This window comes from Elusimicrobium minutum Pei191 (assembly GCF_000020145.1).
GTDB lineage: Bacteria > Elusimicrobiota > Elusimicrobia > Elusimicrobiales > Elusimicrobiaceae > Elusimicrobium > Elusimicrobium minutum.
In genome coordinates, this window is record NC_010644.1 from 108,947 (window position 1) to 132,328 (window position 23,382).

Below are 23,382 nucleotides of genomic sequence, written 5' to 3' on the forward strand. Positions count from 1 at the left end.
GCGTTAAGGCTTATAGAACCTTATTGTCCTTATAAGATTGTTTTGGTGACGGTTTGCCTCATTATAGTCAGTTTCTTTGGCGCCCATATAAAAACAGGTTGTGTGTCCGTTGTTATTAAAAAAGAAAAACTTGCCTATAACCCCGCCTTCCATACCTGCTATATATAGAACGGGAAGCCCTTTTATTGTGGTATACTCTTCTTTCATAATTTCAAAATCGGGTGAGTTTAAATTAAACAAAGCCTTGGAAGTGTCTGCGAAATGTTTTTTTGCTTCGTCATTATCTAGAGAAATTTCGGAAGAATCCAGAAGGGAAACGCTTAAATCATATTTATGTTCGGGCACGCTGAAAAAGAATTCCTGCGCGCCTAAAGTATTTTGTTCATATAAAAAAGGCGCGGTACTTACAAAACTTAAACCAAGGCAGTCGTTAAAAAAAGTGTTGCCCATGAATGTGGTTTGGCGCATGCATTCCTGGGATGATATTTTTTCTTCCTTATCTTTTTTCCCGCAGGCGTTTAATAAAAGCGCCGAAAATAGAATGAAAATGAAAAGTTTAACTTTCATTAAAATACCTCTATAATTTAAATTTTATCGCCGTGGGCAGCATAATATCTTTTAAAGTTTCAAGGGCGTAGCTGTCTGTCATGCCGGAAATATAGTCCGTTATTATTTGGTTTTTTAAAGATATATCTTCTTTATAAAGATTATTCATTGATTTTATATAGTTGCCGAATGATGATGAAATTCTTTTTTTACCCTCGTCATATTTCGGGTAATAAAAACCGTTTTTATCAAACAGCTCTCCAAAAAAAGCAAACATTTCCGCAATGCCTTTATCAATCATGCGTTTGCGTTCCTGCATTTGTTCATTATAATAAATGTTGGAATAATTAAATTTCCTAAGTTCTGTTACTATATCAAATTTCTCTCTTGAAAAGCCTATAACGCCGTTTTTTTCGGCGTGGCTTATCAGGTCAAGCGTAAGAGTGTTAATAATTTCACCATTAGAGGCGCCGATTTCTTTTCTTATAATTTCAGGTATATCGGTTTTAGTTATAAATTTTGCTTTAATAGCGTCCTCAATATCACGGCCGAGATAGGCTATTTTATCTGATAATCTTACAATACAGCCTTCATAGGTGGTGGGGAGGAAAACGCGTTTATCAATTTTATCTAAATCATTAAGTACGGTTGTGGGTTTAAGGGCGTTATTATTAAAATCTTCCCCGCAATGGCATAAAATACCGTCTTTAACCGCGTATGTTAAGTTAAGGCCTTCCCCGTAATTTGCTAAATATTCAACAACACGGTAGGAATTTATTTCATGCATAAAAGGAGCGGGGGTTATACACTTAGCGATTGCTTTTTCACCCTCATGGCCGAAGGGCGCGTGTCCTAAATCATGGGCCAGGCCTATCGCATAGGCAAGGTCTTCGCATAATTCCCATTCTCCCGTTTGGTTAAGCCCGCGGCATATTGTGGCCGATATTGTGGCTACGTGGAGCACATGCTCTATACGTGTGCAAATATGGTCATTATCAGGGGCAAAAAATACTTGCGTTTTGTGCTTTAACCTTCTGAAAGGAAGAGAATGGATAATTTTAGTCTGGTCTCTAAAATATTCACCGCGCACATCTTTTTTATGTGGTTTTGTGCGTTTTATATATACTTCATTATCAAACGGATTTCTGTATTTTATAGCCATAATATTATGATATCATTATTTATATGAACAAAAAACTGGCAATTTATCCCGGTACGTTTGACCCGGTTACAAACGGGCATATTGATATAGTGGAACGCTCATTAGATATTTTTGATGAGATTATTATAGCCGTTTTGGTTAATAAAAACAAAAAACCTGTTTTTTCTACCGAAGAACGCGTTTCCTTATTAAAAAAAGCAACCGCCCATTTAAATGGTGTAAAGGTTGGAAGTTACGACGGTCTTTTGGTTGACTATTTGCGCAACAACAAATGCAATGTTGTTTTGCGCGGGTTAAGAGCGGCTACCGATTTGGAATATGAATTCCAGCTCGCCACAACAAATAACATGATGGACCCGGGTATAGAAACCGTTTTTCTTATGACAAGCAATAACTATACTTTTTTAACCTCAAGCGTAATAAGGGAAGCGTATTCCTGCGGAGGGGAACTGCCAAAATGCGTGCCGGACGTTGTGCACAAAGCGTTAAAGGAAAAGTTTTCTAAATAATAAATACCCGCCTTTTAAAAGGCGGGTATTTTTTAATATTCGATTTTATTTTCCTGCTTATTCCAAAGGTTAAAAGGATCTTCTTTATTTTCTAAATTTATTATATGCGTTCTAATACTGCGTTGTTCATATGGCAAAGCGATTTGTTCATAAATAAATTTATCGTCAAAACCGTACTTAGCGGCGGTATGTTTATCCGCGGCGAAGTATAGAGCTTTTGGCCTTGCCCAGTAAATGGCTCCAAGACACATGGGGCACGGCTCGCACGAGGAATAAATAATGCAGCCCGTAAGCTCAAATGAACCTAATTTTTTGCACGCTTTTCTTATAGCGTCAACTTCGGCATGTAAAGAAGGATCATTGGAAGAAGTTACCCGGTTGTATCCTTTAGCCACCATTTTGCCGTCTTTTACTATAACCGCGCCAAAAGGCCCGCCTTTTCCCGCCTTGACGCCTTTTTCGGCCATTTTTACGGCGGCGCGTAAAAATTTTATATGCAATTTATGTTCTTCATTTGTTTTCATAATAATAGTATACTTAAGTTAATAGTTAATTTGGAGGGAAATATGTTAAAAAAGAGTTTGGTAGGCGTTGTGCGTGAATTTAAAACATTTGCCATGCGGGGCAATGTTATGGACATGGCCGTCGGTGTTATTTTGGGCGCGGCGTTTGGTAAAATAGTTGATTCTTTAGTTAAAGACGTTTTAATGCCTTTTTTGGGCTTATTGCTCGGCAAAATAGATTTTTCAAACTTATATTTGGTAATTAAACAAGGTTCCGTGCACGGGCCTTATGCTACCTTGCAGGCGGCGCAGAGCGCGGGCGCGTCCACAATTAATTACGGTATGTTTTTAAACAATATTATAAGTTTTATTATAGTGGCGTTTGCTATTTTTATAATGATAAAGTTTATGAATAATCTTAAACGTAAAGAAGAGCCTGCCCCTGTAACCACAAAAAGCTGCCCTTTTTGTTTTAGCGACATTAATATACAAGCAATTAAATGCCCTGACTGTACGGCTGATTTGAATAAATAAAATATTATAAAAAACGCCCGCTTTTTTAAGCGGGCGTTTTTTTAATGCTTAAAAGGCTCTCTTGCTATTGTAAGAGCGTAAATATTTTTTGCCCCGGCTTTTTTTAACGCTTCGGCGCAGGCTTCCAAAGTAGAGCCTGTTGTGGCAACATCGTCAATTAATAAAATGGTTTTGCCGGTTATTTTCCCTGCTGCTTTAAAAGCGTTTTTCATGTTAGAGGCTCTTTTTTCTTTATCTAAATTCACCTGGCTTTTTGTGTTTTTTATTCTTTTTAAGCTTTGCGGCACATAAGAAATATGTGTTGAGGCGGATAGTTTTTTTGCCAAAACCGCGCTTTGGTTGTACCCGCGCGCGCGGTAACGTAAACAGCTTAACGGAACGGGAACAACAATATCAACTTTTTTAAATTCGGGCGTTTGGTTAAATGTTTTTAAGAGCGCACTATTAAAAAAGTGTTTAAGGCGCAGGTGTTCATGATATTTAAAATTATGTATTAAACTTCTTATCTCAGGAGTAAAAATAAAGCAGGAACGGATTAGGGAACACTTAAATTTTTTTGCTTTTGCCCCGCTGCAATTAAAACAATATGTTCCGCCGGAGTCTAAATTTATACCGCATCTTTTACACTTAAGCGCGCCCATATCTTTTAAATTGCCGGCGCATTTTAGGCAAAGGGGTTCTTTGTAGTCTGCGGACAAATCGCATTTACAATGGTGGCAGGTTTTTGGCAGCAAAAAATTTGCCAGGTAATTCTTTAGAGTTTTAATAATATTTTTCATGTTAGAACTGCAATGTTACCATTGTTCCTATATTGTAACCTACGTAACTTTCAGATTCTACATACAAATGGTCTAATAATTGCACTCCGCCGTTTACTGTAAGGCGCAGATTTTTTGAAAACTCGTAATCAAAACTGGTGTTAAAATCGTAATAATTTTTATTTTCCAAAACAACAACGTCGGAGCGCCGTTGGGTATAGGCGAAATTTGTGTTCCAGATAATACGGTTTGTAGTGGCATAATTCCTGTTTATAAACGGAAGCCATATCCCGCCCGGCACGCTAAAATCCAAACGGCAGTTTAAGCTCGGGCTAAATTCTTCATACTGTTCGGTTACTATACCCATTCTTTGCTGGTTTTTGCTTTCAATAAAAGCAAGTTTAGGTGTTAAGCGGAACCGTTTAACAAAAAAGGATGTTTGCGCGCTGTATTCGTCACGAAGGATTTTTTCTGAAATTTCGTTGTTTCTTAAATCATTAGTGTCTCCGTCCCGGTGAGAATATATTAAAGCGGTATCAAAAATTTTAATAAACATAAAACGCAGCTCAAGGCCGTAATTGTTTTCTTTTTTTAGCTGTGTGTTAAAAATTTCATTTTGTATATGCGTGTATCGCATTTTTATATTTGTGGAAGTAAGCCAGTATGTTCCGCCATAAAGTTTTTCAAGTTCGCTCATGGTTATAACGGAGTCGGGCAAAGTACGTGAAGATGATTTTGATTCAGTTCCTGTTTCTTCCGTGGTTTGAAAACTTTGCGTAAAATTATTGATAATTGACAATGTTTTTAACGGCAGCAGATTCTCGGTAAACTCATATTCTCTGAAAGGGGACCACCTTTGGGAAGATGTAAAAGTATCCCTAAGCGTCATATTGCGCCGGAAAGCGTGTTTGTTTTTTGCGCCTAAATTGTTTCGTATCCACAAGTCGCTTTTTGAATCATAGCCGTCCTCAACGTACATATATGAATCAGCGTCTTGCAGCTTGTAGGAGTTAGATAAAACCAAATTGCCAAACAGTTTTGCTTTGGGGAAAATCTCTTTTACCGTAAGTGTTAACGCGACCCCGCCGTCCGCGCTTCTGTTAATGTTTTTAAGCTCACCTACACCGTATGCATCGCCGTTTGAGAAAGTAATTTCATTTAAATTATTTGTTTCATTGGTGCTTATATTGTAACTTACCGCGGGCATAAGCCATTTTGTTATTCTGAAATTACCGGTAAAACCAGCCTGCTGTTGCATGCTTTTGTTATAACTTATAGCAGGAGCGCCGCCTCCGTCGCGGTCCTCTTTTACCGTGGTTAAACTGTAAGAAGGAGTGAAGGAGGAGCCTTTCCACGGCTCAAAACTTAACCGGGCGTTTACGCGTCTGGTATCTTCCGAAGAGTTGTAAGATGTGTTTGACGCTGAGTTAAGAAGCCTGTCGCTGTAATTAATATCATTATTTGCGCTTGTATACCCTAAACTTAAATCTCTTAAAAAAGATCCGCTTGGCAGAGTGTGGTTTACCGTAGCGTTATATGTGTTTCTAGCGTCATTACGCTCAGCCATATCATAGTCGGCGCGGTCAAAAATATATTCCATTCCCAGGCGAGGCATTTGCGGCTTAATAAAGTCCGCTTTAATCTTTCCTGTTTTCTTTTCCACCACGCCTTGGTCTAAAGAAGTTATGGTGTTTGTATTGACGGAGTCGGAAATAGTTAAAGTTTCCACCCTGCTTTGCTCATAAGTCGCGCTTATGGGAAGATAGTTAACTTTTGTAAGCCTCAAGTAGTAATCCTGAGTGGTATTTTTTTGATTAGTGTTGACGGTAACAGGCGTTTCAAACTGGTCGTCTATACTTTTATATGTGCCGCCGGCTTCGCCCCAGCCGTTTAATTCCACTTTCATATCCGTTCTGTACGCGAGGCCTTTGGACGTAACTGAGTTCGCCATATGTATTTCATTAAGCCAAACCTCTCCCGAAGGGGAGCCCGGCATTCCCGTTTTTCTTTCGACACCGGCCAAAACCCGGCTTATTTTTTTGAAGTTAACGTTTGCCGGGCTTAAAGGGTCATTTACCGTGTCAACCGTAACGTTTGGGGTAATAGGTTCCAATATTTCGGGAATGCCGTTATTATCTTTATCAGTAAGTTTTAATTTTATTAAATGCCATTTATTTGGAGCTAAATCTAAAGGAACATTTATCTGTTGGTAATTTTGGTCCGTACCCAAGCGCATAAAAAACACGCTGTCAGGGTCGGAATCTTTTACGTGAAGGAGAAAGCGCAGCTCTTTATGCGTAGTCATATCCATGGAGCTGAAATTTCTGCTGGCATGTATTTCCTGATACGTCACTGTGTCATAATAAAAAGCTAAGGCCTGTTCAAAAATATTTTTATTTCTGCTTTCGGAACGGAGTTCGTCAAGAGAACCGTACAAATAGTTAAACACTTGTTTGCCGTCGCCGGCTGCGTCGTCAAATATAGGAAGATAATTGGTGTTGTCTGTTTTATTAATAGCCGTTATTTGGGATGTTTCCGAGTCTGGAGTCCACGCATTGCCTGAAACGCCGACATTTGCTATTTTTATTCTTCCCGTTCTGCTTCCGCCATTATATTTAAGGGAGATTCTTAAGTGTTTTATGTTTGTCCAGTTATCTTTTGTTAAAGAGGTTAAATTAAGGGGGGTTGTAAACGTTTCCCAGGTCGTGTTATTTAATATGCTCCCCGCCATGCCTGCTATAGGCTGGTTGATTGCGGCCGAAGCCGGGTAGCCGAAACTTCCGCCGATATTAGGGTTGCCGGTGTCTAAACGTCCGTTATTATCTAAATCTTGCGTATCCACAATACCGTTAGGCTGTGAGAATCTGTTAAACTCATTATTTGCAAAAGGGTCATAACGCGCGGTCGTATTGTCCGGGTTAACAAACAGCCAGCCTCTGTCGTTTTCCGGAGATACCGAACCCCTGCAATAAAGGTCTTCGGTTTTAGGCACATAATCAGGCCAATATTTGCTGCAGGTTATAGTGTTGTCGCCTAAACTGCTGTCTGAGATTTCATTAATTTGGTCGAAATGCACGTTTATTAAAGGTCCGCTTGAATTGCCTAAAGCGGTTAATTCGAACATGGTTTTCTCTGACAGGTCAACACCGCTGTCACTCAAAGGATAAACTATTGAAACCTCATCCGAATTAGTGAAATCGTAATCAATAACCAAAACATCCTGTGAATCAGAAGAACTGCTTGCCGAGTTGGGGTTTATTTGAAGAGCGTTTATGCTCTGCGTATCCCAATGTACGGCTCCCCAATAAGAATTTTGCCCTGTGCTGGTCTCAAAGCCCGGGTTCGAAGCTATTTTCCAATCTCTAAAAATCACGCTTCCCGCGACCATTTGTTTCGCGTCGTCCATATTATCAATAAGAGCGTAGCCGAAGAGGTTTTTTTCCCTTACGCTTTGCGCCACTTCACCGGAAGCTGAAATTTTTAAATCCTCGGTAACCTGTACGTCTTTTGCTTTTATGTCCGCTTCATAAACTGTAAGCTGCTGTGTAAGAGAGTTAATATTGGGAGCGCTGTTTGAAGTGCTGCTCCCTTCTTGTAAAACAGTGGCGCCGACTCCTATGTTTTCAGTAAAATCGTAATCCAGCCTTGCTCCTAATAATGAAACATCCGAACTTGAACCGCCAGTTGTGTCATAAGTAACGTCTATGGTGGAGTCCTCCGTAACGGTGCCTTCTTTGTAAAAAGTTAAAAAACCGGAAGAGTAGTCAATATAATAATCCTCATTTCTTTTTAAAGTACGTCCGTTTACTTTAACGGTTTCAGATTGTACAACTATATTCGGTTCCACAAAATAGGATTTTACTTTTGAGTTTAATTCAACTCTGAAAGATAAGTTTCTTGTAGACAACGGCGTGTTGTTATAAACGCTGGCTTCATTTAAACGTCTGTTAAGTTTGAATGTGCCTTTTTCAAAATCAACCTCAATATCTTGCGGGTAAATTTGTCCTTCTTGTTTGCTTATATTGTTCCCGTTAGCGTCTTGCAAAACAAGCGTAAAATTACCGTTGCCGTCATCACGCGTTATTTGTTTACGCCCGATATTATACATGGTTTTTACTTCCGTATATGTGCTTGCTCGGCCGGGCGCTATGGGTTTATCGTAAGCTGCTTTTAAAAGTTTATAAGTGCTTGCGGCGCCTATATCAAACAGGCGTTGGCCCGCGGTGTTTGTGTAATCAATAACAACGCTGTCGCTTTCCGCGAGCGAGTTTCTAAAAACTATTAAACTGTTATTGTAGTCTATAGTATAATCAACACCTCTTTCCAAAAGTCTAAATTTTCCGCTTGATATAATTAAAGGGTCCGCCGTGTCTGAGTAAGATAAAGTTTCAAAGCGAAACTGGCTTGATGAAGACCCGTCATTAAGATAGATAAATTCGCTGTTTCTTGCTATTTGATATGTAAAAAAGGAGGCGCCGGGATCTGATGAGTCAAGCATTTCTCTTACGTTGTAGTATGTTCTTCGAATATAATCAATGTCGCGTATGGTAACAGTTTCAAAAACGCTGGTTCCCCTAAACTGTTTTGACCTGCTGGTACCTTTTGTTTTGCTGCCTATAAGTCTTAAGTTTGCTTTGTCATGCTGTAAATGCATTTTAGCGCCGAAAAGCTGTTTGTTAAAAGAAATAAATTCCGTTTTAGGCAGAGATAATTGTACGTCGCCAAATTCCGCGCTTTGGACAAGTTCCCCTTCTTTACCGCGGTATGACACAAAAATATCTCTGGTATCTTCGTTTTGGTTATCGTAATTGATATCAACAAAAATTCTGTCCACTATTCTGCCTTGCATTTTTACCTGCATTTGCTGTTCAAACGCGAAACTGCTAAAACTCTTTGAATCAGTAGAATTTTTGTTTTCGTTTTTATAATTTTTAGCTTCACTTTTAATACCTAATGTCTGTCTGCCTGTTAAGGAAATGCTTGTTCCTTGCAACGGGATCGCAAATGACGGACGCAGGCTGGTAATCGGCGGGGGGACATCTTTATCTAAAGGGTTATCTCCGTCTATAGAGCGGACGGCATCTCTCCAAAATTGTTCGGAATAATCCATCAGTTCAACATTGCTTAATTCTTCTGGCGCGGCGGGAAAACTATCCTCCGGTAATGCAAGAATAGTGTAATCTTCATCACCGAGGATTGATAAGCCGTATTCATTGCCAAATAAAGGCAACGATTGCGTTAACAACAAAAGAGACAACGTTAAACTGATAATTTTTTTCATTTAGCGGAAAATACTCCACTATACATAATATAAAATCATATAAATGATTTGTTAAAATATTAAAAAAATAATTAATATATATATATTTAAAAAAAAGTTAAAATATATAAACAATGCGCATAAACATAATTTCCAAATACATGATTAAGAACCTGCTTACCTTCTTTTTAGGAGCCTTGTTTGTTCTTGTTTTCATCTTTTTCATGATGCACTTTATCAAACTCTTTAATCTCGCCATGACATTTGGCGCGGATATGCTGTGGGTTTTTAAAACACTTGTAAAACTTGTGCCGGATGTTTTTTCTTTGTGTGCCCCTATGGCGTTTCAACTTGCGGTGCTGCTTACTTTGGGCAACATGAGTGAAAACGGCGAGATTATAGCTTTGCGCGCGGCTGGTTTTTCTTTTAAAGAAATAACAAAACCTCTTTTTATTTTTGCCTTATTTTTGTTTCTTGTAATTTTCTCTTTCACAAACTGGATAACGCCTAAAAACACAAAATCGTTTTTAGACGCCAGAAATAACGTGCGCGGCCGCATAGGCAAGGTAATTCTGGAACCCAAAACTTTTATGGAAATAGGCGACTGGAGTTTGTATATGGAAAGCCTAGATCCCAAAACAAATCTTATGTCGCAGGTGCGTTTGTTAAACAAAAACGATTCTGCAAATTATACTACAAAAATTAACGCTTTAAGCGGTATAGTGAATGTTACAAGCGATTATGTGGGGCTTAAACTTTTTGACGGGCAGATGCAAAGAGTGTCTTCCGAAGATCCTTCTAAAATAATGGCCGCTAATTTTAAAAGCTATCATGTAACGTTTCCTCTTGTGAGAGCGAAAGAAAGAAGATTAAGAGAGGAGGAATTTACCACTCCGCAGCTTATAGCGCGTATTTATTCCGGCGAACTGACGGACAAAGAAAGAGCCGAGCATAAAACCAACGTAGCCATGAGGCAGGTTTTAGCCTTGTCGCCTTTGGTTTTGGTTTTACTAAGCTGTCCGTTGGTTTTTAGTTTCGGCAAAAGGGCTAATAAGGCTTGGGGTATGCTTTGGAGTATAGTTATAGTTCTTTCATTTTACATGCTGCTTATGGCGGGTGTAAGCTTGGGTAAAAAATATGAAATTGCGGCGTATTTCGCGCCGTTTTTACCGATAGCGGCAGGGTTAATAGTTTCGAGATATTTATGGAAAACAAGATTGAAAAGATAAAACCTAAAATACTTTACAGATACATAGCCTCAAAATTTTGGATGCCGTTTTTCTTTGCGATGGCAATGTTTTGCATTTTAGTTTTGTTAGGTGATTTTTTTGAGAATATAAAAAGCATCACCAACGGCTATGCCACATTCAGACTGATTTTAAAATATTGTTTTTTAAATTTACCCAGCTGGCTGGGCATGCTTTTGCCGGTTGCCTGCCTGCTTGCTGTTTTATTTGTTATTTCCGACATGGTCGCCGGCGGGGAATGGACCGCCTGTCTGGCAAGCGGCTACAGGCCTGGGCAACTGTTTGTTCCTTTAATCGCGTGTGTTATTTTGGTTGTTTTTCTTAATTCCTTAATGCAGGAGTTTGTTTATCCGCGCGTCAGCCAAAAGGCTGAGCAGGTATTTCGCAGGCAGCTCCGGGGGGATAAAGATTTTCAAGCAGGTATAGAAAGAAATATTACGTTAAGAATTAATCCCCGCCAAATGCTTTTGGCGCAAACTTTACAAAGCGGTTCCTTGACTATGTACGGCATAACAACGGAATTTTATAATGAAAATTGGGAAATAGAAAAGCAGATAGTGGCCAGAAATCTTGTGTGGGATAAAGACGAAAAAATTTGGTTTTATAAAGACGGCGTAATACGTTATTTCGAAGAGGGTATAACCATAAGAGAAGAAGTTTTTGATACGCTTGAATCTGATTTAAAAGTAGCGCCTAAAGATATCAGCGTAGGCGATATTGAAGAAAAAGCAATCAGCGTGCGTGAGTTGCTTAAAAAAATAAGCTTTTTGGGCCGTAGTGGTTTAGTGACTTATAAAGAAAAAACAAATTTGCATAATAAACTGGCTATGCCTGTTATGACTATAATTATGTGCTTGATAGGAATGCCTTTCGCAGTAACCGTAAGAAAAAGGGGCAAAGTAATAAATATTATCGCCGCTCTTGTAATGTCTTTTTCTTTCTGGTGGGTAATGACAATGGCAAGCACAGCGGGGCAAAACGGAATTTTAAGCCCTTTTATAGCAGGTTGGGGAATTGTTGTTTTGGCCGCCGCCGCTGTTTTTATTGAATTTAAAATAATGAAAATATAAAAATAAAAGTATAAAAAACGCCCTTCTAAGAAAGGCGTTTTTTATGTTGTTTTAAACTTTTGCAGGGCTAAAGTAAGATCATCGGTGCTGAAAGGCTTATAAATAATGTCGTCCGCTCCCAAACTTTGTGCTTCTTGCGTTATTATTTTTTGGTTCATTCCCGTGATAATAATAACTTTAATATCTTTGTGATATTGTTTTAAAGCCCTTAAAGTATCTAAGCCGTTTTCGTTAGGGAAGAAAATATCAAGAAGTACAATATTAACTTTATTTGTTTTAAGATAATCAAAAAGCTCCGCTGAGGAAGCCGCCTGACACATCACTTCATAACCGAAAGACTCCAAGGTGTTTGATATTGCGGCTCTTAGCATGTCTGAATCATCAACCAATGCTATTTTCATTATGCCTCCGTTATTTTATAAAAGGTACAGCTAATTTATAACCGAAATCCAGCAAAGCCTGGGTTTTTTTCTTATCCGAAGTTTCGGCATAAACCCTGAGCAGCGGCTCTGTACCCGAAGGCCTTATAAGAAGCCACTCATCATCTTCAAATATAATTTTAAGGCCGTCTTGCGTTATGGTCTGGGCTATTTTATAACCTAGAATCTTTGCGGGAACCTTTCTTTTAATTTTATCGGTTAAAAACCCTTTGTCCAGGGGTTTTTTTAAAGGATGGTCGTTTCTTAAATAAACGCTGGCGCCGTATTCTTTTTCAATATTTGCGACAAGTTCGCTGGCTTTTTTGCCTGTGCTTGCCATAATGTAAAGAAAAGTAAGGGCTACAATCATGCCGTCTCTGTCAGGCACAATACCTTTCCATGCGTATCCGCCGGATTCTTCCACACCGAAAGCGACGTCTTCAACCGCCATTTTTTCGGCTACGTATTTAAAGCCTATATTAACTTCCTCAAAGGGCATATTTTGTTTGCGGGCGATTCTTTTAAGCAAATATCCCATGGATAACGTTTGCACCACCCTGCCTTTTAATTTCTTGTTTTTAATAAGGTAGTTAAGCAATATGGCAGATAAAATTTCAGGCGTAAGGCAGCTGCCTTTTTCATCAATAATTGTAACCCTGTCGCCGTCGCCGTCAAAAGCTATGCCCAGCGCGGCCTTGTTTTTTGTAACCGCCGTCATAAGCTCTGTCAAATTTTCAGCAATAGGTTCAGGCTTTATTCCTTTAAAAGAAGGGTCGTATTCTTCTCTTAAAGTTATTATTTTGTTTTTAGGCAAAACCTTTTCAGCTATACCGGCGGCGCTGCCGTACATATAGTCAAAAACTATCGGGGATTTTATTCCTTGTATTTTTTTTGTGTTTATATGTGAGTTTAAATATTTAAGGTATACGTTTTTAAAATCTTTTTGTTCAGCTTTTTGACCGTGAAGGTAAAGCACTGGGCTTTCGTCTATAAAACCTTCAATTTCTTTTGTAATTCTGGGAGAGGCGGACGCGCCCTCAATTTTTATTTTCACGCCGTTCCAATGCGGTTTGTTGTGGCTTGCCGTTACTATTATGCCCATCCAAAACTGTTCCATGCTTAAGCAACTTAATACGGGTGAGGAAACCGGCTCGGAAAGTAAAATAACGTCAATTTTATTAGAACGTAAAATGGCGGCTATATCCGCGGCGAACCTGTCTGATAAGAACCTTCTGTCGTAACCTACGGCAACCGTATGTTTGCCCGGTTCTGATGAGGGGGCGTTCTCATTTATAAAATCAGCCAAAGCTTGCGCGAGTCTTCGCACATTTTCAAAAGTAAAATCCCATGCGATAATGCCGCGCCATCCATCGGTAGTGAATTTTATATCAGCCATTTAAATCTCCTAAAATAAAAAATCTTAATATAAATAAAGCATATTTTGCTTGAACTTGCCAAACTATATATTTTGGGACGATTAGCGGTTTTTTTACGCTATTTTAGCTTTCCGCCATAATAAGCAAGCTTTATTAAAAAATATAAAATGGAGGTGGGGGGATTCGCACCCCCGTCCAAGCACAGCATAATCTAGGCTACTACAGGTTTAGTTACGGTTAATAACAAAACCCAAGGCCCGTAACCGCCGGAGTTTTGTTCGCCTCGTAAGTCTTAAGTTCTAAAGTACGACGCTCGCCTTTAAAACAGCATCCCGCTTCTTGACCATATTCCCCGCTTCGCGGGAGAAAGCAGAGATATGGAAACTAGGCTGTAGCCCAGTTAAGTTCGGTTTGATTGCCGATTATTTTTTTTAGCCCTGTTTTAACTGGCCTGGCCAACCAGTACCTGCAACCAAGAGTAGACATGCACCTGTCGAAACTTGTCACCCCCGTGTATAAAAGCAAAAGACGGCTTTTGCCGTTTTAATTTTGCTCTCCTACCTTATAAGGGATTAATATTGTATCATTTTTATATAAGGATATAAAATAATGTATATAAGCAAAAAACCATCAATTTATATAATTGACGGGCATAATTTTGTCCGAAGCTGTCTTAACGCCACCGCAGAAAATGAGGAAGAACTTACCAAAGAATTTCTTGATTTTTTAGAAGACTTGTCCGAAACGGAGCATTATTACGGTTCTTTTTTCAGGGTAATCTTTGACGGCGTGTTCAGACCCGTTGGCAGCACGGTAAGGCGCGCTTTAAAAGTTTACTTCGCCGAAGATATAAGCGCGGACGAACTTATATACGAGCAGGCGCTTTATCTGCACAATAACGGCGAGCGCGTTACGGTTGTTACTTCGGATAGAAGTTTACAGCAATATGTCAAAGAATATGAGATTAAAGTAATGTTTTGCCAAAAGTTTTTCAATAAAACTAAAGATCTTGTTTAAAGTACACTTTAATATAAAATAGAATGATTTTTATCTATAGTGAAAAATTGAAGTAGTTTTTTGTTTTAGCTTTATAAATTTTGCACAATATAAAATTTATTTGCTAAAATATACACGTTGGGCTGGTGGCGGAATTGGTAGACGCGACAGACTTAAAATCTGTTGATCGCAAGATCGTGGGGGTTCGAGTCCCCCCCTGCCCACACTTTCTTATGGGTTAAGACAAAAACTGTTTTGGGGGAGTGATAAAAATGTTTGAAGATTTTAAAAATACTGTTGGACAGGCGTTTGGCTGGGTTTTTACAGTGCTTCCTGAGGCAAGAATTCCCGTTCTTTTAATTGCCATAGCCGGTGCACTGCTAGGCTGGTTTTTATGGTGCTGGCTTGGCATTATTGTTCTGGCTTTTGCCGTTTTTTGCGCGTTTTTCTTTAGAAGTCCTGAAAGAAACACCGTTTTTTCTAAGGATGAAATAGCTTGCCCTGCCGATGGCACGGTAATGTCTGTAAAAACAGAAGAAGACCCTAATGTAGTGGTAATCCGCATTTTCCTTTCTATTTTTAACGTACACGTTCAACGCGCCACTATGTCAGGCACGGTGGAAGATGTTGTTTATACACAGGGCGGTTTTTTGTTTGCCAATAATCCCGACGCTGATAAAAATGAAAGGAATTTAATTAAACTTTCAAAAAATTATAAGTTTGCCCATATTGAACAAATTACCGGCGCTATAGCCAGAAGAATTATTTGTAACGTTAAAAAAGGCGACGAATTAACCATAGGGCAGCTTGTCGGGCATATAAGGTTTGGCTCGCAGGTCGCGGTATATTTGCCGAAAGACGCTGTAAGAGTGTTGGTTAAAGAAGGACAAAAAGTTGAAGGCGGCGTTACTGTTTTAGGCCTTTGGCACCAGGCTCCGTAATTTTAGAGAACTTTGTTTTATTGCCGCCAAAAAACAACTTTTTTGGCGGCAAAATATTTTAAGGCGGAAAATATGGAAAAGAAAAAGACTTTTGACGTAATTAAACATAAGGGGGCTATGGCTGTTCCGTCCCTTTTTACAATAGGTAATTTGGCTTGCGGCTTTTTCTCTATTTTGTCCTCATTCGGCGGCAATTTTTACAGAGCCGGCTGGCTTATTTTTTTAGGAATGGTTTTAGACGCTTTTGACGGAAGAGTGGCAAGGATGCTTCACGCCGAAAGCGAATTTGGCGTGGAAATGGATTCTTTGGCGGATATTATTTCCTTCTGCGCGGCGCCCGCTTTCCTTATTTATAATATGACGCTTAAAGATTACGGCGGAATAGGCACCTGCATTGCTTTTATATTTCTTTTGTGCGGAGCTTTAAGGCTTGCTAAGTTTAACGCTATGGCGCACGCGGGAACAGGTTCTAAAAAACATTTTTCGGGACTGCCAACCCCAGCGGCCGCCGCTATAATCGCCGCTTTTGCGGTTTCTTATATGGTATTTTTAGATTTGGGAAAAGGGCAGAATATTCCGTTTTTAAACATGATTCTTCCGTATATTTATAATTTTATGGCGTTGATAGTTATAGCGCTGTCTGTTTTGATGGTTTCAAATATACCTTACGCCGCTTTTAAAGATAAAAAAGAAAGAAAGAAGCGAGGCGTCGGTTTTATAATATTTATAGCCTTGCTTGTTTTCTTTACTTTTAAATATCCTCAAAATGTTATTTTTATTGTTTTCAGTTTGTATGTTTTTATGGGGATTTTTGCTCTTTTATTTAAAGCTTTTAAAAATTTAAAAGACTAAAATAATAAAATTTACAATGAAGAAAAACCCCGGGTTTTTACCCGGGGTTTTTAAATCTTAAGACACGGTATAAACTTCAATATTTTTTTCATGTATTTTTAAATATTGTATCGAGCGGTGCAGGCCTATATCAGTAGCGATAATATTTTTATCGGGGTTTACCACAACCTCATCAACCATTGTGTGTCCCACAACCTGGCGTACCGGGCTTCTGGGAAAAGAAAGGTACAAATCCTCCAAGTCTTCCCAAAATATACCGCCGTATTTATCTCTTCCTCCGCGGGAAATGCTTATGTTAAATATGGGATGTTTAAAAAAAGAGTGTTTAACGCAGTTTGTAAAAATATTGTTTATTAAAGAAGCTACTTTGGCTTCCGTAAGCGAACCAAGTTGCATTTTTAATATATTAAGAAGCTTGTCGCACGCGCCGGCATGTGTAAATAAAAGGCCGCGCTGGTGGTATGCGGCTTTGTATTTGCCGCTGTAAATACCTTCAATAAGTTTTTTCTGGTATTTTTGGGCCGTTTCTTTAGACATTTCTGATATAAAAAAATTGCCCATTATAATTTCAAGTTCGTGATTTCCGATAAGCCTTACAAATTCGCCGCCGGCCTCAGAAGCTTGTTTTTGCAGTTTGTCCGCCAATAAGTCAGTTTTTTCGGACTGCGGGCCGCGGTCAATCAAATCGCCCATTTGCACGAATATGCTGTTGCCGCCTTTCCAGTTTAATTTGCTGTCCGCAAGTTCGGCCGCCTGGAGCATTATGGTAAACTCATCATAATGTCCGTGAACGTCACCTAGAACAAAAACGTCTTTTTTGGGGGGAGTTGTCATAACATACTCTTTTTAATTTTACTAGAAATAGATTAGCATATTTTAAAACCAAGAAAAATAGAGGTTGCCACGGAAGTGTTGTTTTGTTATAATATACTTACCGACCGGTAGGTAAAAGTTATGACAAAAAAAATTTCTAAAGAAAAGAAAATGCGAACACGCATAATAAAAAAAGCCTATGATCTTATGAGTAAAAAAGGTATCGACCAGGTGTCAATGCGCGAAATTGCCGAACATATAGGCGTTACAAAACCTGTTCTGTATTATTACTTTGAAGATAAGGACGATTTGTGTAAAGAAATCATTCGTGAAAGCATGTGTATGTTTCACAAAAACATAGAAGACGCTTACAAAAGCGGCGCAACGCTTGAAAAACTTGTTGAACTCGCATTGAGAAGCCAAATAGAATTTTTTGAAAAAAATCCTAAGATGCAAACCTTTATTTTACATATAATAAGTTACATAATGAAAGGCGGTAAACGCGGAAAATCTTTTATGGAAAGCGAAAACAAAAAGAAAGAGGTTTTCGAAAGTTTAATAGAAGCCGCCATAAAAAAAGGAGAACTCCCCGCAAAAGCCGTCAAAGATTTTTGTGCTCTTATGGGTGCGCAAACATCGCATATTGTTTTAAATTTTAAAAATCCGGATTATGTTTTTGACAAAGAGTATCCGTCCAAAATTACAAAAATAATATTTTTGGGGCTGAAAGAGTATTATAAGGAATAAAAGATGAAGAAAGCATTATTAATAGTAACTATTATTTGCAGTTCAATGTCTAGCTATACTTCTGAATATAGTAAACTGTTTGTCAGTACCAATACAGAAGGACGCACAATTACTATAGAAGAAGCCGTGGCCGAAGCTCTTAACAGAAATATCTCTGTTAAAAACGCCATGATTACGCGAGACATATATAATTCGCAGGTTACCCAGTTCAGGTCATATATGTTGCCGAAGGTTTCGGTAAGCGGTACTTATACACGCAATTTGGAAAAACCGGCGTTTATTGTGTCTGGGCAAAAGATGGAGGTAGGGGAAAACAATACCTTTACCGGAGGCGTTGACGCCGAATGGGTTTTATGGAGCGGCGGCAGAGTAAGATCTAACGTCAAATCCGCAAAAATAAACGCGGATATCGGCGAATATAATTTAAGGTCGGTAAAAGACCAAATAGAAAAAACAGTAATTGAAATGTGTTACTCAATAATACTTTCAAGCGCTGTTACTAAAGTACAACAAGGGCAGCTTGATATCGCCACGCAGAATTTGCATGAAATGAAGCTTAAATACCAAAAGGGTTTATCAAGCAATTTAGACTTGCTGGCGCAAGAAGTAAGCGTAGCAAATATTAAACCTTTGGTTATAGCAGCTAAAAACGATTTTGAATTGGGCAATCTTTATTTAAGGCAGCTTTTAAATATGGATCCTGAAGAGGACCTTACTCTAACGTGGAATATTTGGGACGTGAGGATTCCCGAAGTTAAAAAATTAGAGGAGCTGTATGATCTTGCTGCGGAATACAGGTCTGATTTAATAATATCAAGGCTTCGCGTTAAAACAGCGCAACAGCAGGTAAAATCGGCCCGTTCGGAACATTTTCCGCAATTAGCCGCTTTCGCTAATAAATATTATAACGCACAGACCGAGAATGGCTTTCCGCAACACTCCAATGATTACTATTGGACATCATCCGTGGGGCTTAGGATAAGCATGTCCATTTTTGAAGGATTTAGAATTAATTCGGCCGTAAAACAAAAGCAGCTCGGGCTTGAACAGGCTGAAGCGGATTATGAAGATCTTCAAAAATCAGTGCGCATCGCCATTAAAGCCGCGTGGTTAAGACTGGGCGAAGCTAAAGAGAGAATGTTAACAGTGGAAAGAGTTATTGAACAATCCCAACAGAATGTTGAGTCTATGAAAAAACGTTATCGCGCGGGTTTGGCCAGCAGACTTGAGCTTGATGACTCCGTTGTAGCGCTTACGAACGCGCAGTTGCAATATGCCCAAGCCGTGTATGACGGGTTTACTGCTTTAGCGGATTTGAAATTTACAGTAGGTTATGAGGTGAGAAAATAATTATGAGCAAATGGAAAATAATAATATCCGTTATAATTTTAGCGGTTGCGGGGTTTTTCTTTTTTGGAAAAGATAAAAATAAAATATTTGAGCAAATCGAAAAGGACAGATTTTCGGTAAAACTGGAAACGGTAGAAAAGAGAAATTTAAAGAACGAACTTCTGCTTTCCGGCAGCATTAAAGCGTTGGAAGAGGCTACGCTTTTTCCGCGCAGCGAAGGCAAACTTTTAAAAAATGTTTTAAAAGAAGGCCAAAATGTTAAAAAAGGGCAAACGGTATCTTTAATTGAGCGTGACGAGGTCGGCGCGGTTTATGAACCGGTTGTTGTCCCCTCAACCATTACGGGCATAGTAGGTAAAATATATTTAGATCCGGGTGCTAACGTTACGCGCAACACCGCCATAGCTTTTGTTGTCAATCAAAGCCAGGTAAGGCTTATTTTAGATGTGCCCGAAAGATACATAGGAAATATTTTTAAAGGCCAGGCGGCCAGCTTTACGGTTGAAGGTTTTCCCGGTAAAACATTTATGGGTAAAGTGAATGTTATAAGCCCGGTAGTGGATACTGCAAGCAGAAGCGTAACTATTGAGATTCTTGCAGATAATGAACAGGGGCTTTTAAAATCCGGCATGTTTGCAAAAGCGGACTTGGTGCTTGGCGAAAAGAAAAACGCTGTTTCCGTTCTTTCCTCCAATATTTTTACAGATGAGGACGGCGTTTCAAAATATGTTTTGGTTCCCGAAGGAGAACTTGCTAAAAGACGCAATGTCACGCTTGGTTTTGTAAACGGCGGTTATTCCGAAATCCGCAGCGGGCTTCAGGAAGGCGAACAGATTATTAGGTTTACGTTCGGTATTAAAGACGGAAGCAAAATTTCAATAGAAAAATAGGTCTAATTATGTCAGATAACAATAAAGAAAACGTAGGGGGGGAAGTACCCCAAACAGGAGCGACGGTCGCTTCGTTCTTCATCAAAAGACCTGTTACTACGGCAATGTTGTCAATTGCCCTTTTGGTATTAGGTGTCATAGGTTTTAAAAGTATGGGTATTGATATGTACCCTAACGTGGAATTGCCGTATGTTGCCATTCAAACTGTTCTTCCCGGCGCGAGTCCGGAGGAAGTTGAAACTTCTATTACAAAAATAATAGAAGAAAGCGTTAATACCGTTTCTGGTATAGACGAAATCAATTCATACAGTTTAGACGGCCTTTCTATCACTGTTATAGCCTTCGAGCTTGAAAAGGACGGAGACGTCGCCGCCCAGGAAGTGCGTGATAAAGTTAACCAGATTCAGGCTAATCTGCCTGAAGGTACGGAAGCGCCTGTTATTTCCAAATTTGACCTAAGTTCTTTGCCTGTTCTTACAATAGCAATTTCCGGCGAGAGAGATGTTATTGAACTTACCGAAATGAGCAAAAAACTTGTTAAAGAAAGCATTGAAAGTATAAGCGGCGTAGGTTCGGTTAATATAGTAGGCGGCAGAAAAAGAGAAATACATGTAGAGGTAAACCCTTTTAAACTTTATTCTTTGGGTATTCCGATAAGTGAAGTTAAAGGCGCTTTACAGGAACAAAACGTTGAAATCCCGGGCGGACGCGTTGAGCAGCCTTCTAAAGAGTTTGACTTAAGAATATTGGGCCGTATTCCTACGGTGGCCGATTTCTTAAATGTTTACATAGGAACCAGAAACGGACGTCCCATAAAAATATCCGATGTCGGCACGGTTATAGACAGCGGTGAATATGAAAGGCAGTCTACCTGGCTTAATGAAAGAAGAACCATCTCTTTGGAAGTGCAAAAACAAAGCGGTACAAACACTTTGGCCGTTATTGAAGGCATTAAAGCAAGAATAGAGGAAATAAAACCTATTTTACCGGAAGATTTTCAAATTACTTTCCTTATGGACCAGTCAGGCAACATCAGAGAATCTTTTTACAGCGTTATAGAACATTTGATTTTGGGCGGCTTGCTTGCGGCTTTTGTTGTATTTGTTTTTATGGGCTCTTTGAAGTCAACTATTATATCTTCAATCGCCATACCTATATCTATTATAGGCTCATTTTTCTTTATGTGGCAGTTTGGTTTTACGTTAAACAACATGACTCTTTTGGGTTTAACTGTAGCCGTGGGTATCGTTATTGACGACGCCATCGTTATGCTTGAAAATATTTACAGGCATAAGGAAGAATACGGCAAAGGCGCCGTAAAGGCCGCGTTAGACGGCTCTAAAGAAATTACGGGTGCTATTATAGCCACAACCGCGTCAATTGTTGTTATTTTCCTTCCGTTAGCTTTTATGAGCGGTATTGTGGGGAGATTTGTACGAAGCTACGGTATTACGGTAGCTGTTGCTATTACTCTTTCCGGTATAGTGGCTTTAACGCTTACTCCAATGCTTTGCGCCAAGCTTCTTACCGGGGACGAAAAGAAAAGCAAAATTGAAGTTTATGTTACAAAAATTAACGGTTGGCTTGTAGCTAAATATTTGCCTATGCTTGAATGGGCTCTTAGAAACAGAAAGACAATGGTTTTGATTTCTGTGCTTCTTATGGTGTCAACAATTCCTATGCTGGTAGGTTTAGAGCCGTTTATTAAAATAGTAAAACCTTCTTTTTCCGTAAATACGCAAAATATTGTGGTAAACACTATTTTTAAAGGCGTGGGTAAAGACTTTATCCCGCAAGATGACAGCGGTAAGATAAGAGCTACCATCAAGGCGCCGGTAGGCGTAAGTTATGAGGATTCTATGGCTATTTTTAACACTTTGGCCGATGATCTTAGACAACTTCCGTATATTAAAAATATGTTCGTTTCCGTTGGTGTGCCTGCTGACAGCATGATAGGCAGTTCACCCGTTAATGAAGGTTCAATTTTGTTGGAACTTGAAGACAGAAATACCAGGAACAAAATTACAACCTTTAAATATAGGGATGAAGTAAGGGAAATTATCGGCAAATATGACGGCTTAAGAACAATGGTTGTTATCGTTGCCGAGGGTCCTAGCAGCGGCCACGCGCAGATGCAGTATCTTATTTCGGGGCCGGATATTGAAATGCTTACAAAGTATTCAACCGCTATGGCGGATAAATTAAGAAAAGACCCCAGATTTATCGATGTTGACGTATCCTTCTCGTTGGCTAAACCGGAATACCGCGTTATTATAGACAGGGATAAAGCCCAAGACTTAGGGGTAAAAGTTCTTGATATCGCGTCCGCTTTAAGAACCATGGTCAGCGGCGAGGAAGATATTACCAAGTTTAAAGACGGCGACGAACTTTACGAAGTCCGCCTGCGAGTACAGGGTGAGTACAGGGCCAACGTGGCTACAGTATCGGCGTTATTGGTTCCTTCCAAGAATGAGCCGGTGCGTTTAGACAGTCTTGCCAAGATTGAGGAAGGCTTTGGCCCCACTCAGATTGACAGATATAACAGGCAGCGCCAGGTAACGGTTTCCGCCAACCCTACGGGCGGCATGGATATCGGTACCGGAAGTAAAGTTATGGAAGAAGTTTTCAGAAGTTTAAATCCTTCCGAAGAATACAATGGAAGAATAATAGGTATGGGTAAAGAAATGGGCAAAATGATGTCATCCTTTATCATGGCTTTTATTTTAGCCTTCTTGTTTAAATACATGATTTTGGCCTCTCAAATGGAAAGCTACACCCATCCTGTGGCGGTGCTTGTTTCGTTGCCGCTTACTTTGCCGTTTGCTTTAATATCGCTTATTGTAACCGGGCAAACTCTAAATATTTTCAGTTTGCTGGGCTTGTTTATGTTAATAGGCGTTGTAAGTAAAAATTCTATATTGCAGATAGACTATATCAATACACTGCGTTCCGAAGGGCTACACAGGCTTGACGCTATTTTGGAAGGTAACAAAGTGCGTTTAAGACCTATTTTGATGACTACAATTGCTCTTGTTATGGGCGTTGTTTCAATGGTGTTTGGTACCGGCTCGGGGGCGGTGCTGAGACGCAGTTTGGCCATCGTCGTTATAGGCGGGCAGACATTATCATTGCTTGTTACGCTTTTGATGACACCTGTCACTTATACTTTGCTTGACGATCTTGGCAGATGGATAGGAAATCTGTTTTATAAAGAACCAAAGAAGGATTAAATAAAACCCCCGGTTAAAACCGGGGGTTTTTTATTTGTTTTTTTCACGGGCAAAGGGGTATAATATTTATATATCATTTTAATGATATATTTATTAAAATATATATTGACTATCCCTCTAAAAAATTCTTTAATCAGAGGACGGGTCGCAACTTTGTAAAAGGGTTTTATGCCCGCAAT

Annotated in this window: 19 protein-coding genes, 1 tRNA gene and 1 other RNA gene; 12 read left to right on the forward strand and 9 right to left on the reverse strand. The window is 39.3% G+C overall.

The genetic code is table 11. The features are described 5' to 3' along the window. Positions 1-3 precede the first annotated feature (3 nt). Both EMIN_RS00530 and EMIN_RS00535 read right to left on the reverse strand, forming a co-directional pair. On the reverse strand, positions 4-567 hold the full coding sequence (locus tag EMIN_RS00530) for a hypothetical protein (RefSeq protein WP_012414285.1): 564 nt from the start codon (positions 565-567) through the stop codon (positions 4-6). A gap of 10 nt (positions 568-577) precedes the next feature. Beyond that, positions 578-1,708, reverse strand: a complete 1,131-nt coding sequence (locus EMIN_RS00535; protein WP_012414286.1) for a deoxyguanosinetriphosphate triphosphohydrolase family protein — start codon at positions 1,706-1,708, stop codon at positions 578-580. Positions 1,709-1,731: 23 nt separating this feature from the next. Here EMIN_RS00535 and coaD point away from each other — a divergent pair, with 23 nt between their 5' ends. Further along, positions 1,732-2,217, forward strand: a complete 486-nt coding sequence (gene coaD / locus EMIN_RS00540) for a pantetheine-phosphate adenylyltransferase (RefSeq protein ID WP_012414287.1) — start codon at positions 1,732-1,734, stop codon at positions 2,215-2,217. Between the two features lie 32 nt (positions 2,218-2,249). Here the strand turns inward: coaD and EMIN_RS00545 are convergent, their stop codons facing one another. Further along, positions 2,250-2,741, reverse strand: coding sequence for a nucleoside deaminase (locus EMIN_RS00545; RefSeq protein ID WP_012414288.1), 492 nt, complete (start codon positions 2,739-2,741; stop codon positions 2,250-2,252). Positions 2,742-2,783: 42 nt separating this feature from the next. On the opposite strand from EMIN_RS00545, the gene mscL reads away from it, so the two are divergent. Continuing rightward, positions 2,784-3,254, forward strand: a complete 471-nt coding sequence (gene mscL, locus EMIN_RS00550) for a large conductance mechanosensitive channel protein MscL (RefSeq protein ID WP_012414289.1) — start codon at positions 2,784-2,786, stop codon at positions 3,252-3,254. A gap of 41 nt (positions 3,255-3,295) precedes the next feature. Here the strand turns inward: mscL and EMIN_RS00555 are convergent, their stop codons facing one another. Next, on the reverse strand, positions 3,296-4,033 hold the full coding sequence (locus EMIN_RS00555) for a ComF family protein (RefSeq protein ID WP_012414290.1): 738 nt from the start codon (positions 4,031-4,033) through the stop codon (positions 3,296-3,298). Between the two features lies 1 nt (position 4,034). Further along, a complete protein-coding gene (locus tag EMIN_RS00560; RefSeq protein ID WP_012414291.1) occupies positions 4,035-9,293 on the reverse strand; it encodes a hypothetical protein in 5,259 nt (1,752 codons plus the stop codon). 113 nt (positions 9,294-9,406) lie between these two features. On the opposite strand from EMIN_RS00560, the gene EMIN_RS00565 reads away from it, so the two are divergent. Further along, a complete protein-coding gene (locus EMIN_RS00565; protein WP_012414292.1) occupies positions 9,407-10,501 on the forward strand; it encodes an LptF/LptG family permease in 1,095 nt (364 codons plus the stop codon). Continuing rightward, complete coding sequence (locus tag EMIN_RS00570; protein WP_012414293.1) at positions 10,477-11,589, forward strand: LptF/LptG family permease; 1,113 nt, start codon at positions 10,477-10,479, stop codon at positions 11,587-11,589. The genes EMIN_RS00565 and EMIN_RS00570 overlap by 25 nt, the downstream gene beginning before the upstream one ends. A gap of 41 nt (positions 11,590-11,630) precedes the next feature. Here the strand turns inward: EMIN_RS00570 and EMIN_RS00575 are convergent, their stop codons facing one another. From EMIN_RS00575 to ssrA, 3 genes are all read right to left on the reverse strand, one after another. Then, on the reverse strand, positions 11,631-11,990 hold the full coding sequence (locus EMIN_RS00575; RefSeq protein ID WP_012414294.1) for a response regulator: 360 nt from the start codon (positions 11,988-11,990) through the stop codon (positions 11,631-11,633). A gap of 10 nt (positions 11,991-12,000) precedes the next feature. After that, positions 12,001-13,404 (reverse strand): phosphoglucomutase/phosphomannomutase family protein, encoded by a 1,404-nt coding sequence (locus tag EMIN_RS00580; protein WP_012414295.1) that lies wholly within the window; start codon positions 13,402-13,404, stop codon positions 12,001-12,003. A gap of 145 nt (positions 13,405-13,549) precedes the next feature. After that, positions 13,550-13,895, reverse strand: a transfer-messenger RNA (tmRNA) gene (ssrA, locus tag EMIN_RS08540). A gap of 98 nt (positions 13,896-13,993) precedes the next feature. On the opposite strand from ssrA, the gene EMIN_RS00585 reads away from it, so the two are divergent. The 4 genes from EMIN_RS00585 (at position 13,994) to pssA (ending at position 16,173) form a co-directional block, all read left to right on the forward strand. After that, positions 13,994-14,401 (forward strand): NYN domain-containing protein, encoded by a 408-nt coding sequence (locus tag EMIN_RS00585; protein WP_012414296.1) that lies wholly within the window; start codon positions 13,994-13,996, stop codon positions 14,399-14,401. Between the two features lie 119 nt (positions 14,402-14,520). After that, positions 14,521-14,604, forward strand: a tRNA-Leu gene (locus tag EMIN_RS00590). A 48-nt stretch (positions 14,605-14,652) separates the two neighbouring features. After that, a complete protein-coding gene (locus EMIN_RS00595; protein ID WP_012414297.1) occupies positions 14,653-15,321 on the forward strand; it encodes a phosphatidylserine decarboxylase in 669 nt (222 codons plus the stop codon). Positions 15,322-15,393: 72 nt separating this feature from the next. Beyond that, on the forward strand, positions 15,394-16,173 hold the full coding sequence (pssA, locus tag EMIN_RS00600) for a CDP-diacylglycerol--serine O-phosphatidyltransferase (protein ID WP_012414298.1): 780 nt from the start codon (positions 15,394-15,396) through the stop codon (positions 16,171-16,173). A 57-nt stretch (positions 16,174-16,230) separates the two neighbouring features. Here pssA and EMIN_RS00605 read toward each other — a convergent pair whose 3' ends face one another. Further along, entirely contained in the window at positions 16,231-17,007 is a 777-nt protein-coding gene (locus EMIN_RS00605) for a metallophosphoesterase (RefSeq protein WP_012414299.1), read from the reverse strand. A 120-nt stretch (positions 17,008-17,127) separates the two neighbouring features. Here EMIN_RS00605 and EMIN_RS07955 point away from each other — a divergent pair, with 120 nt between their 5' ends. From EMIN_RS07955 to EMIN_RS00625, 4 genes are read left to right on the forward strand one after another with little or no spacing between them, the layout of a single operon-like run. Then, positions 17,128-17,733, forward strand: a complete 606-nt coding sequence (locus EMIN_RS07955; RefSeq protein WP_012414300.1) for a TetR/AcrR family transcriptional regulator — start codon at positions 17,128-17,130, stop codon at positions 17,731-17,733. 3 nt (positions 17,734-17,736) lie between these two features. Next, positions 17,737-19,083, forward strand: coding sequence for a TolC family protein (locus EMIN_RS00615; RefSeq protein WP_012414301.1), 1,347 nt, complete (start codon positions 17,737-17,739; stop codon positions 19,081-19,083). A gap of 2 nt (positions 19,084-19,085) precedes the next feature. Then, positions 19,086-19,973, forward strand: coding sequence for an efflux RND transporter periplasmic adaptor subunit (locus EMIN_RS00620; RefSeq protein ID WP_012414302.1), 888 nt, complete (start codon positions 19,086-19,088; stop codon positions 19,971-19,973). 8 nt (positions 19,974-19,981) lie between these two features. Further along, the gene (locus EMIN_RS00625; protein ID WP_012414303.1) at positions 19,982-23,203 is read left to right on the forward strand and encodes an efflux RND transporter permease subunit; all 3,222 of its coding nucleotides are present in this window, start codon (positions 19,982-19,984) and stop codon (positions 23,201-23,203) included. Positions 23,204-23,382: the final 179 nt, after the last annotated feature.